Annotated in this window: 13 protein-coding genes; 6 read left to right on the plus strand and 7 right to left on the minus strand. The window is 71.5% G+C overall.

The annotated features are described in order from the left end of the window. Nucleotides 1-144: 144 nt before the first annotated feature. The 6 genes from ACFW9D_RS00870 (at nucleotide 145) to ACFW9D_RS00895 (ending at nucleotide 7,385) form a co-directional block, all read left to right on the plus strand. Nucleotides 145-1,389: a ribonuclease D gene (locus ACFW9D_RS00870; RefSeq protein WP_223205903.1), complete on the plus strand. Its 1,245-nt coding sequence runs from the start codon at nucleotides 145-147 to the stop codon at nucleotides 1,387-1,389. Nucleotides 1,390-1,468: 79 nt separating this feature from the next. Next, the gene (locus ACFW9D_RS00875) at nucleotides 1,469-2,260 is read left to right on the plus strand and encodes a ferritin-like domain-containing protein (RefSeq protein WP_384616524.1); all 792 of its coding nucleotides are present in this window, start codon (nucleotides 1,469-1,471) and stop codon (nucleotides 2,258-2,260) included. After that, nucleotides 2,257-3,411, plus strand: coding sequence for a hypothetical protein (locus ACFW9D_RS00880; RefSeq protein WP_384616525.1), 1,155 nt, complete (start codon nucleotides 2,257-2,259; stop codon nucleotides 3,409-3,411). The genes ACFW9D_RS00875 and ACFW9D_RS00880 overlap by 4 nt, the downstream gene beginning before the upstream one ends. Before the next feature lie 142 nt (nucleotides 3,412-3,553). Continuing rightward, nucleotides 3,554-4,771: a thiolase family protein gene (locus ACFW9D_RS00885; protein WP_384616527.1), complete on the plus strand. Its 1,218-nt coding sequence runs from the start codon at nucleotides 3,554-3,556 to the stop codon at nucleotides 4,769-4,771. Next, a complete protein-coding gene (locus ACFW9D_RS00890) occupies nucleotides 4,768-6,897 on the plus strand; it encodes a 3-hydroxyacyl-CoA dehydrogenase NAD-binding domain-containing protein (protein WP_384616529.1) in 2,130 nt (709 codons plus the stop codon). The genes ACFW9D_RS00885 and ACFW9D_RS00890 overlap by 4 nt, the downstream gene beginning before the upstream one ends. Before the next feature lie 119 nt (nucleotides 6,898-7,016). Further along, a complete protein-coding gene (locus ACFW9D_RS00895; protein ID WP_384616531.1) occupies nucleotides 7,017-7,385 on the plus strand; it encodes an NTP pyrophosphohydrolase in 369 nt (122 codons plus the stop codon). On the opposite strand, the gene ACFW9D_RS00900 is transcribed toward ACFW9D_RS00895, so the two are convergent. The 7 genes from ACFW9D_RS00900 to ACFW9D_RS00930 all read right to left on the minus strand — a co-directional run bounded on the left by ACFW9D_RS00900 (nucleotide 7,362) and on the right by ACFW9D_RS00930 (nucleotide 17,033). After that, a complete protein-coding gene (locus tag ACFW9D_RS00900) occupies nucleotides 7,362-8,492 on the minus strand; it encodes a hypothetical protein (protein WP_384616532.1) in 1,131 nt (376 codons plus the stop codon). The two genes, ACFW9D_RS00895 and ACFW9D_RS00900, sit on opposite strands and share 24 nt — an antisense overlap. Nucleotides 8,493-8,584: 92 nt before the next feature. Continuing rightward, entirely contained in the window at nucleotides 8,585-10,093 is a 1,509-nt protein-coding gene (locus ACFW9D_RS00905) for an amino acid permease (protein WP_188336341.1), read from the minus strand. 148 nt (nucleotides 10,094-10,241) lie between these two features. Beyond that, the gene (gene dxs / locus ACFW9D_RS00910; protein WP_384616534.1) at nucleotides 10,242-12,164 is read right to left on the minus strand and encodes a 1-deoxy-D-xylulose-5-phosphate synthase; all 1,923 of its coding nucleotides are present in this window, start codon (nucleotides 12,162-12,164) and stop codon (nucleotides 10,242-10,244) included. Nucleotides 12,165-12,347: 183 nt separating this feature from the next. Then, complete coding sequence (locus ACFW9D_RS00915; RefSeq protein ID WP_188336343.1) at nucleotides 12,348-13,649, minus strand: sugar ABC transporter permease; 1,302 nt, start codon at nucleotides 13,647-13,649, stop codon at nucleotides 12,348-12,350. After that, nucleotides 13,646-14,437 carry an ATP-binding cassette domain-containing protein gene (locus ACFW9D_RS00920; protein ID WP_188336344.1) on the minus strand — a complete coding sequence of 264 codons (792 nt, stop codon included), beginning with the start codon at nucleotides 14,435-14,437 and terminating at the stop codon, nucleotides 13,646-13,648. Before ACFW9D_RS00920 ends, ACFW9D_RS00915 begins: the two co-directional genes overlap by 4 nt. 150 nt (nucleotides 14,438-14,587) lie before the next feature. Continuing rightward, nucleotides 14,588-15,712: a sugar ABC transporter substrate-binding protein gene (locus ACFW9D_RS00925; RefSeq protein WP_384616536.1), complete on the minus strand. Its 1,125-nt coding sequence runs from the start codon at nucleotides 15,710-15,712 to the stop codon at nucleotides 14,588-14,590. A 121-nt stretch (nucleotides 15,713-15,833) separates the two neighbouring features. Further along, nucleotides 15,834-17,033 (minus strand): ROK family transcriptional regulator, encoded by a 1,200-nt coding sequence (locus ACFW9D_RS00930; RefSeq protein WP_188336346.1) that lies wholly within the window; start codon nucleotides 17,031-17,033, stop codon nucleotides 15,834-15,836. Nucleotides 17,034-17,257: the final 224 nt, after the last annotated feature.

Below are 17,257 nucleotides of genomic sequence, written 5' to 3' on the forward strand. Positions count from 1 at the left end.
GGGGGGGGGGGGGGGGCGCCCCGCCCCCCCCAAACACACCCCCGTCCCCTCGGGGCGGCGACCTTGCGCCACACCCCCCCCCCCCGCCCGCCCGCCGCACGTCCCCCCGCCGGGGCGTCGTCGGTTGACAGATACCCTTGACAGGTGACAGACGCCCAAGAGACCGCAGCAGCCAGCACCCCGACCGAAGGGACAGCGGTCCCGCTGCTCGAGCCGCGCGAGGGCATCCCGCCGGTGATCGCCGACGAGGCCGCGCTCGCCGAGGTGGTCGCGGCCTTCGCCGCGGGCACCGGCCCGGTCGCCGTCGACGCCGAGCGCGCGTCCGGCTACCGCTACGGGCAGCGCGCGTACCTGGTGCAGCTGCGGCGCGAGGGCGCGGGCTCCGCGCTGATCGACCCCGTCGCCTGTCCCGACCTCTCCGCCTTCGGCGCCGCCGTCGCCGACGCCGAGTGGGTGCTGCACGCCGCGACGCAGGACCTGCCGTGTCTGCGCGAGATAGGCATGATCCCGTCGACGCTGTTCGACACCGAGCTGGCCGGGCGTCTCGCCGGGTTCCCCCGGGTGGGGCTCGGCGCGATGGTGGAGAACGTGCTGGGCTACGTGCTGGAGAAGGGCCACTCCGCGGTCGACTGGTCGACGCGGCCGCTGCCCGAGCCCTGGCTGCGCTACGCGGCCCTCGACGTGGAGCTCCTGGTCGACCTGCGCGACTCGCTGGAGAAGGAGCTCGACCGGCAGGGCAAGCTCGACTGGGCGCACCAGGAGTTCGACGCCATCGCCTCGGCCCCGCCCGCTCCGCCCCGCAAGGACCCCTGGCGCCGCACCTCCGGCATGCACAAGGTGCGCCGGCGCCGGCAGATGGCGGTCGTACGGGAGCTGTGGACGGCGCGGGACAGGGTCGCGCAGCGGCGTGACGTGTCGCCGGGCAAGGTGCTGGGGGACGCGGCGATCGTCGAGGCGGCGCTCGCGCTGCCGCAGAACGTGCACGCGCTGACCGCGCTGCCGGGCTTCGGCCACCGGATGGGCCGCCGTCAGCTGGAGCAGTGGCAGGCCGCGGTGGACCGGGCGCGGGAGCTGCCCGAGTCGGAGCTGCCGCAGCCGGGCCAGCCGCTGACCGGCCCCCCGCCGCCGCGCGCCTGGGCGGACAAGGACCCGGCGGCCGCGGCGCGCCTGTCCGCGGCGCGGGCCGGGGTCTCTGCGCTGGCCGAGCAGCTGAACATGCCGCAGGAGAACCTGATCACGCCCGACACGGTCCGCCGCGTCTGCTGGGAGCCGCCGGTTCCCGCGGACCCGGACGCGGTGGCGGCGGCGCTGGCCTCGCACGGGGCGCGGCGCTGGCAGGTCGAGCAGGTGACCCCGCTCCTCGTGAAGGCGCTCGCGACGCGCGTGTGAGCGCTCCCGTCCTGCTCTGTTGCAGGATCCGGACATCGCCGCGGTGTCGGATCGGCTTGGAGATCACTAGTTTCTGAGCATGTTCAAAAACAGGCGGGGAGAGCTCCGGCAGGAGTACGCGGACTGGGTGCGGGACTTCGAGGAGGCGCGGGAGCGGCGGGCCGCGCTGGGTGACCCGGACTGGACGCGCGGAGCCACGCTCCCCCGCGCCCTCGTCCGCAGCGTGCAGCGCTTCCAGGTCGGGGAGGACGGCGACGGGGGCGCGCTGCTCGCGAAGGCGGCGCGGGCCGGGGACCCTTCGTACACACGGGCGGCGCGGCTGTTCGTGGCCGAGGAACAGAACCACGCGCGGCTGCTCGCCGAGGTGCTCGGCGCGGCCGGGGCCGGCACACTGCGCTCGCACTGGAGCGACGCGGTGTTCGTACGGCTGCGGCGCCTGCTCGGGCTGCGGCTCGAACTGCTGGTGCTGATGATCGCCGAGGTCGTGGCCCTCAGGTACTACCGGGCGCTGCGCGACGGCGCGCCCGATCCGCTGCTCGCCGAGGTGGCCGGCCGGATCCTGGCCGACGAGGAACGCCATGTGCCGTTCCACTGCCGGCGCCTGCGGGAGGGCTTCGCCGGGCTGCCGCGGCCCGCGGTGCGGCTGGTCGTCCGGGGCTGGCGGGTGCTCCTCGGCGCGGCCGCCTGGGTGGTCGCCGCCGATCACGGCGCGGCCCTGCGCCGCTGCGGCGTGACCCGCCGCGCGTTCGTCCACGAGGTCGTCTCCTCCTCGGCCCCGATGGCCGCGTACATGGCCGGAGCCGGTACGGGCGCCGCCGCGTCCGGTACGGGCGACACTCAGGTGCGGCAGCCCCTACGATCGTCCGCGTGAAGGACGGCATGGCGGGGGCGTTCTCTGGCCTCTTCCGCAGACGCGGGCGCACGGACCCGCACGGAGACGAACTGGCCCGGGTCGAGGCGGAGATCACCGCCTTCGGGGAGGCGCTCGCCGGGCATCCCTTCCGGCCGGACCATCAGGCGCACAGTTCCCGGCTCCTCGCCGACTACCAGCGGGCCCTGGACGCGTACGAGCGGGCCAAGCGCGACTTCACCGGCGACCGGACCCTGCGGGACGCCGCCGACGTGCTGCGCGCCCTCGACGAAGGGCGTCACGCACTGGCCTGTGTGGACGCCGCGGTCGCGGGCCGGCCGCGCCCGCACCGGCTTCCCCTCTGCTTCTTCGACCCCCGTCACGGGCCGTCGGCCGAGGAGGTCCGCTGGGCCCCGGCCGGGGGCGCCGCGCGGACGGTCGCCGTCTGCGCCGCCGATGCCGTGCGCCTGGCCGAGGGGCGGGCGCCGATCGAGAGCGGGCTGCGGGAGCGGACCCCGGACCCGCGGGCCGCGTCCCGCACGAAGCGGCGCCCCGCGCACGAACCCGCCCCGCCCGCCTCCGCCGAGGACCCGTACGGGACCTGCCCCGTGCCCGCGGGGACGCGGCAGCGCCGGGAGAACCGCGGCAGCGCGGAAGTGCAGCTGAGCCGCACCGACCGGCGCGCGCCCGGGCTGCTGGTGGTTCACCTGGAGCGGGCCGACGGCTCCTGGGTCGACCTGACCGGTCCGGCGGGCGACGGCGGGCAGCGCCGGCAGCTCCTCACGCACGGCTCCGTGCTGACGCGGGCCGTCGTCCCGGTCCCCGCCGACGGCCAGGACACGATCAATCTGTCCCTGCACACCCGGCGCGGGTGGCGGATCTGGCTGCACCCGGTGGAGGACATCCCGCTCCTGACGGGCGAGGTCAGCTCGACCGGCACGTACGTCCTGCGGCATCCCGGCGGCCGGGAGCCGCTGCGGATCACCCAGCACGAGGGGTCCGCCTTCTCGCTGCACGCCCTGCGGGCGGACTTCCGGCCCGGGGACCTCCTGTGCGAGGGGACCGGCGCGTTCACGGCCGCGGCACTCGCGCCGAAGAAGCCCTGCCTGCTGTACGTCCGCTCGCGCGGCCCGTGGACGCTCACCCCGACGGGGGCTCCCAAGCGGCGCTGAGCCCTCTTTTGGAAGTGTGACGTTCGCCGCTCCGGGCGAGGGGGCTGGGCAGCATGGTTACTCGCAAGTAGCATGAAGGGGTGAGCGCGCGCTCAGGTGCGCGCCGCGGCAGTGCCGTCCCGCATCTTGGAGGAGAGCCATCGTGCCTCGTACCGTCAGGGACGTCGTCTTCGTCGACGGCGTCCGCACCCCGTTCGGCAAGGCGGGCCCGAAGGGCATCTACCACGAGACCCGGGCCGACGACCTCGTCGTCAAGGCGATCCGCGAGCTGCTGCGCCGCAACCCGGCCCTCGACCCGGCCAAGATCGACGAGGTCGCCATCGCCGCGACCACGCAGATCGGCGACCAGGGTCTGACCCTGGGCCGCACGGCCGGCATCCTGGCCGGGCTGCCGCAGTCCGTCCCCGGCTACTCGATCGACCGCATGTGCGCCGGCGCGCTGACCGCCGTGACGACGACCGCCGGTTCCATCGCGTTCGGCGCCTACGACGCCGTCATCGCCGGTGGCGTCGAGCACATGGGCCGCCACCCCATGGGTGAGGGCGTCGACCCGAACCCGCGCTTCGTCAGCGAGAAGCTGGTCGACGAGTCCGCCCTGTTCATGGGCATGACCGCCGAGAACCTGCACGACCGCTACCCGACCATCACCAAGCAGCGCGCCGACGAGTACGCCGTGCGCTCGCAGGAGAAGGCCGCGAAGGCGTACGCGAACGGCAAGATCCAGCAGGACCTGGTCCCGATCTCCGTGCGCAACACCAACGCCGAGGTCGGCGAGACGGGCTGGGGCCTGGTCACCGCCGACGAGCCGATGCGCCCGGGCACGACCCTGGAGAACCTCTCGGGTCTCAAGACGCCGTTCCGCACGCACGGCCGCGTCACGGCCGGCAACGCCGCGGGTCTCAACGACGGCGCCACCGCCTCGATCATCGCCTCCGAGGACTTCGCCCGGGAGAACAACCTCCCGGTCAAGATGCGCCTCGTCTCCTACGCCTTCGCCGGCGTCGAGCCCGAGGTCATGGGCTACGGCCCGATCCCGGCCACGGAGAAGGCCCTCGCCAAGGCCGGCCTGTCGATCTCGGACATCGGCCTGTTCGAGGTCAACGAGGCCTTCGCCGTGCAGGTGCTCGCCTTCCTGGAGCACTACGGCATCGCCGACGACGACGCGCGCGTCAACCAGTACGGCGGCGCCATCGCGTTCGGTCACCCGCTCGCCTCCTCCGGCGTCCGTCTGATGACGCAGCTGGCCCGCCAGTTCGAGGAGCAGCCCGAGGTCCGTTACGGCCTCACCACCATGTGCGTCGGCTTCGGCATGGGCGCGACGGTCATCTGGGAAAACCCGCACTTCGAGGGGGACAAGTGAGCACCACCGCCGAGCTTCTGAAGGGTGCGGCCGAGCTGTTCCCCGGCGAGGTCGTCACGTCCGCGCACGTACGGCACCTCGAACTGCCCTACGGTGCGGGCCGCTTCGCTCTCATCACGCTGGACAACGGCTTCGACCACACCAAGCCGACCACCTTCGGCCCGGGTTCGCTCGCGAACCTGAACGTCGCGATCGACCAGGTCGAGGCGGAGGCCAAGGCCGGTGAGATCGTCGGTGTCGGCATCACCGGCAAGCCGTTCATCTTCGCCGTCGGCGCCGACCTCAAGGGCGTCGAGCTGCTGAAGAACCACGACGACGCGCTCGCCATCGGCAAGGGCGGCCACGAGGTCTTCAAGCGTCTGTCCGGCCTCGCCGTGCCGACGTTCGCGTACTACAACGGTGCCGCGATGGGCGGTGGCGTCGAGGTCGGTCTGCACTGCTCCTACCGCACCGTCTCCAAGGCGCTGCCCGCGTTCTCGCTGCCCGAGGTCTTCCTCGGTCTGGTCCCCGGCTGGGGCGGCTGCGCGCTGCTGCCGAACCTGATCGGCGCCGAGAAGGCCGTCTCGGTCATCATCGAGAACAGCCTGAACCAGAACAAGCAGCTCAAGGGCAAGCAGGTCTTCGAACTCGGCATCGCGGACGCGCTGTTCGAGGGTGCGGACTTCCTGGAGCAGTCGCTGATCTGGACGGCGAACGTCCTCAAGGGCGACGTCGTGGTCGAGCGGGCCGGCATCGACCGCGGCGAGGCCTGGGACCAGGCCGTCGCGCGCGGCCGGTTCATCGCCGACTCCAAGGTGCACGGCGCGGCCCCGGCCGCCTACCGCGCCCTGGAGATCATCGCCGCCGCCAAGGACGGTGACCTGCAGGCCGGGTTCGACGCCGAGGACAAGGCGCTCGCCGACCTCATCATGGGCGGCGAACTGCGCGCCGGCATCTACTCGTTCAACCTGGTGCAGAAGCGCGGCAAGCGTCCCGCCGGCGCCCCGGACAAGAACCTGGCGCGCCCGGTCACCAAGGTCGGCGTCGTCGGCGCCGGTCTGATGGCCTCGCAGCTCGCCCTGCTGTTCCTGCGCCGCCTGGAGGTGCCGGTCGTCCTGACCGACATCGACCAGGAGCGCGTCGACAAGGGTGTGGGCTACGTCCACGCCGAGATCGACAAGCTGCTCGGCAAGGGCCGCATCAACCAGGACAAGGCCAACCGCCTGAAGGGCCTGGTCTCCGGTGTCCTGGACAAGGCCGAGGGCTTCGCGGACGCGGACTTCATCATCGAGGCCGTCTTCGAGGAGATCGGCGTCAAGCAGCAGGTGTTCGCCGAGGTCGAGGCCGTCGCCCCGGCGCACGCGATCCTCGCCACGAACACCTCGTCGCTGTCCGTCTCCGAGATGGCGTCGAAGCTGAAGCACCCCGAGCGGGTCGTCGGCTTCCACTTCTTCAACCCTGTCGCGATCCTCCCGCTCCTGGAGATCGTGCGCGGCGAGCAGACGGACGACGCGGCGCTCGCCACGGCGTTCGGCGTCGCCAAGAAGCTGAAGAAGACCGCCGTTCTCGTGAAGGACGCCCCGGCGTTCGTCGTGAACCGCATCCTCACCCGCTTCATGGGCGAGATCCAGAACGTCATCGACGAGGGCACCCCGGTCGAGGTCGCGGAGAAGGCGGTGGAGCCCCTGGGCCTGCCGATGTCCCCGCTCGTCCTCCTCGAGCTGGTCGGCCCGGCCATCGGTCTGCACGTCTCGGAGACCCTGAACCGCGCCTTCCCGGAGCGCTTCACCGTCTCCCCGAACCTCGCGGCCGTCGTCAAGGCGGGCAAGCGCGGCTTCTACGTCTACGACTCCGGCAAGCCGGAGCTGGACCCCGAGGTCGCCGCGCTCCTGAAGCAGGGCGATGTCGTCCTGACCGAGGAGCAGGTCCGCGACCGCGTGCTCGACGCCGTCGCCCAGGAGATCGGGCTCATGCTCGACGAGGGTGTCGTCGCCGAGGCTCAGGACATCGACCTCTGCCTCATCACCGGTGCGGGCTGGCCCTTCCACCTGGGCGGCATCACGCCGTACCTGGACCGCGAGGGCGTCTCCGAGCGGGTGAACGGCAAGAAGTTCCTCGAGGCGGGCGTGGCCAGCGTCCCCGCGTAGCGGAACGCGCGGGCGGCTCGCCGCCCGACCACCTGTGTGACCGAGGGGCGCGGGTACGGCGGATCAGTTGGGGCTGATCCGCGGTTCCCCGCGCCCCTTTCGGCGTTCATGCTGGACCCATGGACGATGTGCTCGTGGTCGACGGGGCCAATGTGGTGGGGTCGGTGCCCGACGGGTGGTGGCGGGACCGGTTCGGGGCCGCCGTGCGGTTGCGGGACCGGCTCGTCGCGTACGGGCAGCGGCACGGGGTCGAGGTCGTGCTGGTCGTCGAAGGGGCCGCGCGCGGGGTCGAGTCCGTGGTCGGGGTGCGGGTGGAGTCGGCCGCGGGCAGCGGGGACGATCACATCGTGGAGCTCGTGGGGCGGCTCGGGCGGCCCTGCACCGTCGTCACCGCCGATCGTGAACTGCGGTCCCGGGTCGAGGCCCTGGGGGCGCGGACGGTGGGGCCGCGTGCCGTGCGGTCCTCAGAGCCGCCGCCAGTCGGGTGAGAGCGTGAGGCCGGGGCCGTCCGGGTCCTGCCGGGTCAGGCGCGGGGCCCCGTCGGCGCCGCGGATCGCGACGACGACACGGTCGAGGGCGTCGAGGGCGAGGGCCGGGTCGCCGGTGCAGGCCACGCCCGTGTCGGACCACCACATGCCGTGCCGCTCGGCCTCGGTGGCGCAGACGCCGAGCAGCAGGGTGCCGTCCGCTCCGCGCTGGGCGAGCACCGTGCAGTCCTGGCCGTCGACGCGGGCGCGCAGGGCCGCGAGGGCGCCGTCGCCGGGCGAGCCGCCGATCGGCACGACGGGGCCGCCGCGCCGGTGGGCCACGACCGAGGCGGACTCCGGGTCGGTCCAGTAGTACGTGAGGCGCCCCGGAGCGGTCTCCAGGGCCGTGCCGGACCCGGCGAGCGCCCCGCACTCCAGCGGGGGTTCCACGGCGCTCAGGGCGCCGTCCGGGGCGTCCTGAGCCCAGAGCCGTACGCCCTGCTCCGAGGGCACGGCGACCTCCACGTGGCCGTCCGAGGTGGCCGCGGGGACGGGGCCGTCGCCGAGGCGGGAGCCGCGCAGGTCCTCCCAGCGCCCCCACTTGCCGTCCTTCTGCTCGCGGCGCAGCTGCAGCCCGCGCCCGGCGTTGCGCAGGAAGACGAAGACGGTGCCCTGTGTGTCGACGGCGGCGGTGGGCAGGCCGGCCTTCCGGCCGTTCTCCGCGGTGCGGTACGGATTGCCGAGCGAGCGCCACTCGGTGACGGGGCGTCCGGACTGGTACTGGATGGCGTGCACGATCTCGACGCCGGGGTCGTCGGCGCGCGGGCGCCGGGCGAGGAGGTGCACGATCCCGTCGGCGCCCTGCGCGATCACGAGGTCGGTCAGGTGCTCGGCCGGGAAGAAGTCGGGTCCGGTCCACTCGGGGCCGCCGGGCCGTCGCTCGGTCCAGCGCAGCAGCCCGTCGTCGGAGGGCGCGTGGAGGGTGAGCCTGCCGTCCTTGCCGCGGGTGAGCCAGCGGCCGCGGGCCGTGCCCGAGAGCGGGTGCCCTATCGCGTCCCCGGTGTCCTCGGCGGGTGTGCCGCCGACGGCGCGGGCAAGGCCCGCGGAGTCCGTCCCCCTCCTCCGCATGGCTGGGTTCACCTTCCCGTTCCCGCCGCGTCGACTGCACGGCATCCACGCTCGACGCGCACATCATAGGCACGCGTCGAACGCTTCTGCGATCACTGCTTGGCGGGGTTCAGGCGGCTGTTGCGGCGCCCGTAGAGGAAGTAGACGACCATGCCGATGACCATCCACACGCCGAAGCGGAGCCAGGTCTCGCCGGGCAGGTTGAGCATCAGCCACAGGGACGCGGCGATGGAGACGATCGGCAGGACCGGGACCCACGGGGTGCGGAAGGCGCGGGGCAGGTCGGGGCGGGTGCGGCGCAGGACCATCACGCCGACCGCGACGACGACGAAGGCGAACAGGGTGCCGATGTTCACCAGCGTCGCCAGCTCGTTGATGCTGGTGAAGCCGGCCACGACCGAGATGATGACGCCGAGCAGGATGGTCGGCCGGTACGGGGTGCGGAACTTCGGGTGGGTCTTGGAGAAGAAGCGCGGCAGCAGTCCGTCGCGGCTCATCGCGAAGAAGACGCGGGTCTGGCCGAGCAGCAGGATCAGACAGACCGTGGTGAGGCCGACGGCGGCGCCGAAGCTGATGACGCCCGCGTAGAAGGGATGCCCGACGTCCTTGAACGCGTCGGCGAGCGGGGCGCTGACGGACAGTTTCGTGTAGTGCTGCATGCCGGTGACGACGAGGGCGACGGCCACGTACAGGATCGTGCAGATGAGGAGCGAGCCGAGGATGCCGCGGGGCATGTCGCGCTGCGGCAGCTTGGTCTCCTCGGCGGCGGTGGCCACGACGTCGAAGCCGATGAAGGCGAAGAAGACGATGGACGCGGCCGTGAAGATGCCCATGAGGCCGAAGTTGGTGGCCTCGTAGCCGAACATCAGCTGGACCAGGGGCGCGGTCTCCCAGCCGCCGCCGCTCTCCGGGGTCACCGGGTCGGGGATGAACGGCTTGTAGTTGTCGCCCACGATGAAGAACAGGCCGGCGACGATCACGATCATCACGACGGTGACCTTGATGGCGACGACCAGCGCGGTGATCCGGGCGGACAGCTTCATGCCGAGGACCAGGACGGCGGTCAGCACGAGGACGAGGAGGAAGGACAGGATGTCGAAGGTGCCGCCCGGCACGTCCGGCCCTTCCAGGGACACCGGTAGATGCCAGCCGATGTTGTCCATCAGCGACCGCACGTAGCCCGACCAGCCGACGGCGACCACCGCCGTGCCGAGCGCGAACTCTAGGACCAGGTCCCAGCCGATGATCCAGGCGGGCAGCTCGCCGATGGAGGCGTACGCGAAGGTGTACGCCGATCCGGCGACCGGCACGGTGGACGCGAACTCCGCGTAGCACAGCGCGGCGAGCGCGCAGACGATGCCGGCGGCGACGAAGGCGAGCGCGGTCGCGGGGCCCGCGTTCTCCTTGGCGACCTTGCCGGTGAGGACGAAGATGCCGGTGCCGATGATGACGCCGACGCCGAAGACGGTGAGGTCCCAGGCGGAGAGGGACTTCCTGAGGGCGTGCTCCGGTTCCTCGGTGTCCCGGATCGACTGCTCGACCGTCTTGGTCCGGAACAGGGACTGGTTCCCGTTCCCGTTCGACTGCTGGTCGACGCTCATCGGCGTACCTCCGTAGCCATGGCCGTACGCCCATGATTCAGGCAGTCGGCGGCGGGCGCGCGTCGAGACCGGGTCCTTTCACACGATCGGGCCGGTCGTGACCTCCTGTGGAGGTCCGGCCGGCCCGGAGGCGTGCGCGGGGTGCGGGTCAGTCGCGGGCGGGCTCCACGGCGGGGGCCGTCTCGCGCTCGTAGCGGCCGTCCAGCTTCGCCACGAGGCCGGTGACCTGGCGGGCGATGTCCGGGGCGGTGAGGCCGATCTCGGCCATGATCTCCTTGCGGGAGGCGTGGTCGAGGAAGCGCGGCGGGATGCCGAAGTCGCGCAGCGGGACGTCGACGCCCGCGTCGCGCAGCGCCTGGGCGATCGCGGAGCCGACGCCGCCGACCCGCGAGTTGTCCTCGACGGTGACGACGACGCGGTGGCGCTCGGCCAGCGGGGCGAGGGCCTCGTCGACCGGCTTGACCCAGCGGGGGTCGACGACGGTCGTGGTGATGCCCTGCTTGTCGAGCAGATCGGCGATCTCCAGGCACATCGGGGCGAGCGCGCCGACGGAGACGAGCAGGACGTCGGGCCGGTCGCTGCCGGGCTCGCGCAGGACGTCCATGCCGCCGGCCTTGCCGACGGCCTCGACGGCGGGGCCGACCGCGCCCTTGGAGTAGCGCACGACGGTCGGCGCGTCCTCGACCTGGACGGCCTCGCGCAGCTGGGCGCGGACCTGGTCGGCGTCGCGCGGCGCGGCGATGCGGATGCCGGGCACGACCTGGAGGATCGACATGTCCCACATGCCGTTGTGCGAGGCGCCGTCCGTGCCGGTGATGCCGGCCCGGTCCAGGACGAAGGTGACGCCGCACTTGTGCAGGGCCACGTCCATGAGGAGCTGGTCGAAGGCGCGGTTGAGGAAGGTCGCGTAGACGGCGAAGACCGGGTGCAGGCCGCCCGCGGCGAGGCCGGCCGCCGAGGTGGCGGCGTGCTGCTCGGCGATGCCGACGTCGTAGACCCGCTCGGGGAACTCCTCGGCGAACTTCTTCAGGCCGACGGGCTGGAGCATCGCGGCGGTGATCGCGACGATGTCCTCGCGCTCGCGGCCGAGGCGGACCATCTCGTCGCCGAAGACGGAGGTCCAGTCGGCGCCGGAGGCCTTGACGGGCAGGCCGGTGTCGGGGTGGATGGGGCCGATGCCGTGGAAGCGGTCCGCCTCGTCCTCGACGGCCGGGCGGTAGCCGCGGCCCTTCTCGGTGAGGCAGTGCACGATCACGGGGCCGCCGAAGCGCTTGGCGCGGGTCAGCGCGGACTCCAGGGCCTCGACGTCGTGGCCGTCGATCGGGCCGACGTACTTGAGGCCGAGGTCCTCGAACATGCCCTGGGGCGAGATGAAGTCCTTGAGGCCCTTCTTGGCGCCGTGCAGGGTCTCGTAGAGCGGCCGTCCGACGACGGGGGTGCGCTCCAGGATGTCCTTGCCGCGGGCCAGGAAGCGCTCGTAGCCGTTCGTGGTGCGCAGGGTCGCCAGGTGGTTGGCGAGGCCGCCGATCGTGGGGGCGTAGGAGCGCTCGTTGTCGTTGACGACGATGACGAGGGGGCGGTCCTTGGCGGCCGCGATGTTGTTGAGCGCCTCCCAGGCCATGCCGCCGGTGAGGGCGCCGTCACCGATCACGGCGACGACGTGGTCGTCGCTGCGGCGCAGCTCGTTGGCCTTGGCGAGGCCGTCGGCCCAGCCGAGGACCGTGGAGGCGTGCGAGTTCTCGATGAGGTCGTGCTCGGACTCGGCCTGCGCGGGGTAGCCGGACAGTCCGCCCTTCATCTTCAGCTTCGAGAAGTCCTGGCGGCCGGTGAGCAGCTTGTGCACGTAGGACTGGTGGCCGGTGTCCCACAGGACCTTGTCCTTGGGGGACTCGAAGACGCGGTGCAGGGCGATCGTCAGCTCGACGACGCCGAGGTTGGGGCCGAGGTGGCCGCCGGTCTTCGAAACCGCGTCCACGAGGAAGGTCCGGATCTCTCCCGCCAGCTGGTCCAGCTGCTCCAGGCTGAGCCGGTCCAGATCGCGCGGTCCCGTGATGCGGGTCAGCAGCGGCACCCGTGCCTCCTTGCAATAGAGCGGTGTGTAGCTGGCAGGCCTGTCCGAGCTTGCCGGGTCCGTCGAGTCTAATGTTCCGCCGCCGGGGGTGGCGGGCGGGACTGGCGTTCGGGGGGTGTCCCCCGGACGCGACGGTGCCCGGCGTCCTCGTCGACGCCGGGCACGGTCTGCCAGGTCAGGCGGTCAGGCGCGACCGGCCGACTTCTGGGTCTTGCGGGTGATCGAGTCGATGACGACCGTGGCGAGAAGCACACCACCGGTGATCATGTACTGGATCGGCGTGGCGATGCCCTGGAGGGCGAGGCCGTACTGGATCGAGGTGATGACGAGGACACCGAGCAGCGCGTTCCAGGTGCGGCCGCGGCCGCCGAAGAGGCTGGTGCCGCCGATGACGGCCGCCGCGATGACGTTCATCAGGAGGTCGCCGGAGCCGGCGCTCTGGTTGGCCGCCGCGATCTTGGAGGCCCAGAAGAGGCCGCCGACCGCCGCGAACAGGCCCGCGATGGCGAACACGGAGATCCGTACCGCCGTGACGTTGATACCGGCGCGGCGGGAGGCCTCGACGCTGCCGCCGAGCGCGAAGACCTTGCGGCCGTACGCGGTGCGGCGCAGCAGGAAGTCGCTGCCGACCAGGACGATGCCGAAGAGCAGCACCGCGAGCGGCAGGCCCTTGTACTGGTTGAAGATCACCGCGACACCGAAGACGCCGATCGCGAGGAGCACGGTGCGCATCAGGATGTCGCTGAGCGGCCGGGACGGGATGCCCGCGAGGGCGCGCCGGCGGTTGCCGAGGTACGTCGGCACGAAGTAGCCGAGGACCGCGACGACGGCCAGGCCGTAGGCGGCGGCGACGTCGGAGAAGTAGTAGCTGGTGAGCTTGCCGACGACGCCTTCGCTGTCGATGTTGATCGTGCCGTTGGAGCCCAGGATCTGGAGCATGAAGCCGTTCCAGAACAGCAGGCCGGCCAGCGTCACGGCGAAGGCGGGGGCGCCCACGCGGGCGAAGAAGAAGCCGTGCAGGGCGCCGATGACGGCGCCCGCCGCGAGGGCGGTGAGCACGGCGAGCCACTCGTTGACGCCGTGGGTGATGCTCATCACGGCCATGATCGCCGAGGAGACACCGGAGACGGAGCCGACCGAGAGGTCGATCTCGCCGAGCAGCAGCACGAAGATGATGCCGACGGACATCATGCCCGTGGCGACCATGGCGACGAAGATGTTGTTGAGGTTCTCCGCGCCCAGGAACGCCGAGTTCAGGCTCTGGAAGATCGCGCAGATGACGATCAGGCCGATGACGACCGGTATGGCGCCGAGGTCGCCGCCCTTGATCTTCCGCTTGAACTCGCTCAGGTAGCCGGCGAAGCCCTGCTCGCGCACGAGCAGGCGGGGGTCGACGGCCGCGACGGACGCGCCGGCGGCCGCCGGGGCCGCGTCCACGGTCCCCTGGGTCTTGTCGAGGCTCGGGTTGGTCTTGTCGACGCTCACTTCTGAGCCTCCCCGTTGGTGCGCGCCGCACGTCGGGTCACCGCGTTGTCCGTGGCGCCGGTGATGGCGGAGATGATCTCTTCCTGCGAGGTGTTCTTCACCTCGAAGACGCCGTTGTTGCGCCCGAGGCGCAGCACGGCGACCTTGTCGGCCACGGCCTTCACGTCGGCCATGTTGTGGCTGATGAGGATGACCGCGTGGCCGCGCTCGCGCAGCCGCTCCACGAGGTCGAGCACCTGTGCGGTCTGCTCGACGCCGAGGGCGGCGGTGGGCTCGTCCAGGATCACCAGCTTGGGCTCGCCGAGCATGGAGCGGGCGATGGCCACGACCTGACGCTGACCGCCGGAGAGCGAGGCGATCGGGATGCGCACGCTGGGGATGCGGATCGACAGGGTCTCGAGCAGCTCGCGGGAGCGGCGCTCCATCTCGACCTCGTCGAGGACGCCGCGGCGCTTGATCTCGCGGCCCAGGAACAGGTTGCCGACGACGTCGATGTTGTCGCAGAGCGCGAGGTCCTGGTAGACGGTCGCGATGCCCAGACCCTGGGCGTCCTGCGGCTTGTTGACCGCGACGGCCTTGCCGTCCCACTCGATGACGCCGTCATCGATGGGGTGCACGCCTGCGATCGTCTTGACCAGGGTGGACTTTCCGGCACCGTTGTCGCCGACCAGGGCGACCACCTCACCGGCGTGGACCTCAAGCTCTACGTCGGTGAGCGCCTGGACGGCACCGAATCGCTTGGAGACCCCGCGCAACGCCAGCACGGGCGTAGCGGACACGTGAACCATCTCCTTCGCCGCCAAAGGCCTGACCCGGCGGGAGGTTTGAACAGAAGTGAAGTCTGAGGGGGGTGTTCGTCCGGCGCCCCGCCGTTAGCTTTGCGGGGCTGTCGGCGGCGGGGCGCCGGACGTTCGGGGGGCGCGTGGGCGCCGGACCGACTACTCCAGGCCGATCTTGTCGCAGGCGGCCTTGTACTTGGCCGTGCAGATCTCGTCGAGGGTGTAGTACCCCTCCTTGACGACCGTGTCCTTGATGTTGTCCTGGGTCAGGGAGACGACCGGGACGATGACCGACGGGATGCCCTTGTCGGTGCCGCTGTCGACGGTGCTGGTCTGCAGGGAGCTGTCGACCTTGCCGGTCTTCGCGATGGAGACGGCCATCTTGGCGACGGTCTCGGCCTCCTGCGGGTACGACTTGAAGACGCTCATGTACTGGTCGCCGGTGACGATGCGCTGCACGCCGGCGAGCTCGGCGTCCTGGCCGGTGACCGGGGGGAGCTTCTTGAGGCCCGCGGCCTTGAGGGCGGTGATGATGCCGCCCGCCATGCCGTCGTTGGCCGAGTAGACGCCCTTGATCTTGTCCTTGCCGATCGCGGAGATGGCGCCTTCCATGTTGGCGTTGGCGTTCTCCGGCTTCCACTCCTTGGTGTCGTAGGACTTGGCGATGTCCACCTTGCCCTTGAGCACCGAGAGCGCGCCGTCCTTGAACTGCTTCGCGTTCGGGTCGGTGATCGCGCCGTTCATCATGACGATCTTGCTGCTCGCCTTGGCGTCGGAGCCCATGGCCTTGAGCAGGGCCTCGCCCTGGGTCTTGCCGACCTCGGTGTTGTCGAACGAGGTGTAGGCGGAGATCGGGCCCTCGGCCAGGCGGTCGTACGCGACGACGGGGATGCCCGCGTCCTTGGCCTTCTTCACGCCGCCGGCGACCGCCTTGTAGTCGACCGCGTCCAGGATCAGCACGTCGACCTTCTTGGTGATCATCGTGTCGATCTGCTGCGACTGCAGGGTCGCGTCCTGCTTGGCGTTGAGGTACTCGACCTTGCCCTTGCCGTTGGTCAGATCGCTGATCTGCTTCTCGATGATCGGCTTGTCGAACTTCTCGTAGCGAGCCGTCTGGTTCTCCGGCAGCAGCAGGCCGACGGTTATCGCGTCGCCCTTCTTGCCGGCGGTCTTCTCGGTGTCGCTCTTGTCGCCCGACTCCTTCGCGCTGCCACAGGCGGCGAGGGACACGGCCATGGCGGTGGCACAGAACGCAACGGCGGCACGACGCATACGCGTGTTCACTTCAGAAACCTCCCTGACGAGGCCGCGACGTTGCGGCCGAGGTAGCCGGAAGTCAACTCGGCCGCAACCCCATCGTCAAGGAGTAAATCCTTAACGAGATGGCAACGGTGTCATGCGTTCTCTAAGTGAAGACAGGTGTGGGCGCGGACGCGGTGCCGTCCAAAAGGGTTGAATCCCCCATCTCGCTGAGGGCCAGGGCGAGCGCCCCGAGGACCTCCGCGCGACCGCCCAACGCCCCTGGCAGGACCGAGAGTTGACGCGCCGCGCTGGGGATCGCGTAGCGGCTCACGGACTCCCTTATGGGGCCGAGGACGAGCTCTCCGGCCTCCGCCAGGTCGCCGCCGAGGACCACCCGGGAGGGGTTCAGCAGATTGCACAGATTCGCGACGCCGGAGCCGATGTGACGGCCCACGTCGGCGATGACCCGGCGGCAGCCCGGATCGCCGTCCCTGGCGAGCCGTACGACGCCCTCCATGGTCAGATCGGTGCCGTGGCTCGACTGGAGCAGCTGGAGCACGTAGCGGGCCGCCGTGAAGGTCTCCAGGCAGCCGCGGTTGCCGCAGCGGCAGACCGGGCCCGACTCGTCCAGCGTGATGTGCCCGATCTCGCCCGCCGTGCCGCCCGGGCCCCGGTAGATCGAGCCGTCGATGACCAGGCCGGCGCCGACACCGCTGGCGACCTTGATGTACGCCAGGTCCCGCACCCCGCGCCCGCTGCCCCAGACCAGCTCTCCGAGGGCGCCCAGGTTCGCGTCGTTGTCGACGTGCACCGGGACGCCGAGGCGGCGGCCCAGCTCCTCGGCGGGCTTGGCGCCGGTCCAGCCCGGCAGGATGGACGTGGAGCCGAGCGTGCCGCTCTCCACGTCGATCGGACCCGGGACACCGAGTCCGACGCCCGCGACCTTGGAGCGGTCCACGCCGGTCGCCGCGACCAGGCGCTCAACCAGCTGCTCGGCTCGGTCGAAGCCCTGCGCGGCGCTGGCGTCCACGTCCAGCGGCTCGGCCTCCTCGGCGAGGACCTGGTGGGCCAGGTTGCCGATCGCGACGCGCAGGTGCGTGTGGCCGAAGTCGACGCCGATGACGATGCCCGCGTCGCCGCTGAGCGACACGCTGCGGGCCCTGCGCCCGCCGGCCGAGGTGGGCGTGACCTCGACCGTCCCCCCGTCCTTGAGCTCCCGGACGATGTTGGAGACGGTCGCCGCCGACAGACCCGTCGTGCGGGCGATCTCGGCCTGTGTGAGCGATCCGGCGAGGCGCACGGCGCGCACGACCCGCTCCAGATTGGCCCGGTGCAGCGACGACTGCGACCCCGGAGTCTCCATTGACTCTCTCCACCCTTAGCCCTATGGCGGGCGGCCCCCGTAAATGAGCCGTCCGTGGCCCGCGTCACACGGACAGTGACCGGGCCTTGTACAAGTTATGAACTCCAAGCTCCGCTGAAGGGGCCTCTGGCGTCAAGCCCTTGACAGAAATCGGTTCCTACGACGCAACGCGCGCGGGCCGCACACGCGAACAGGGGCCGGGCCCCGGAGAGCGGTCTCTCCGG

It is taken from the genome of Streptomyces sp. NPDC059524 (genome assembly GCF_042749255.1).
Lineage (GTDB): Bacteria > Actinomycetota > Actinomycetes > Streptomycetales > Streptomycetaceae > Streptomyces > Streptomyces xanthii.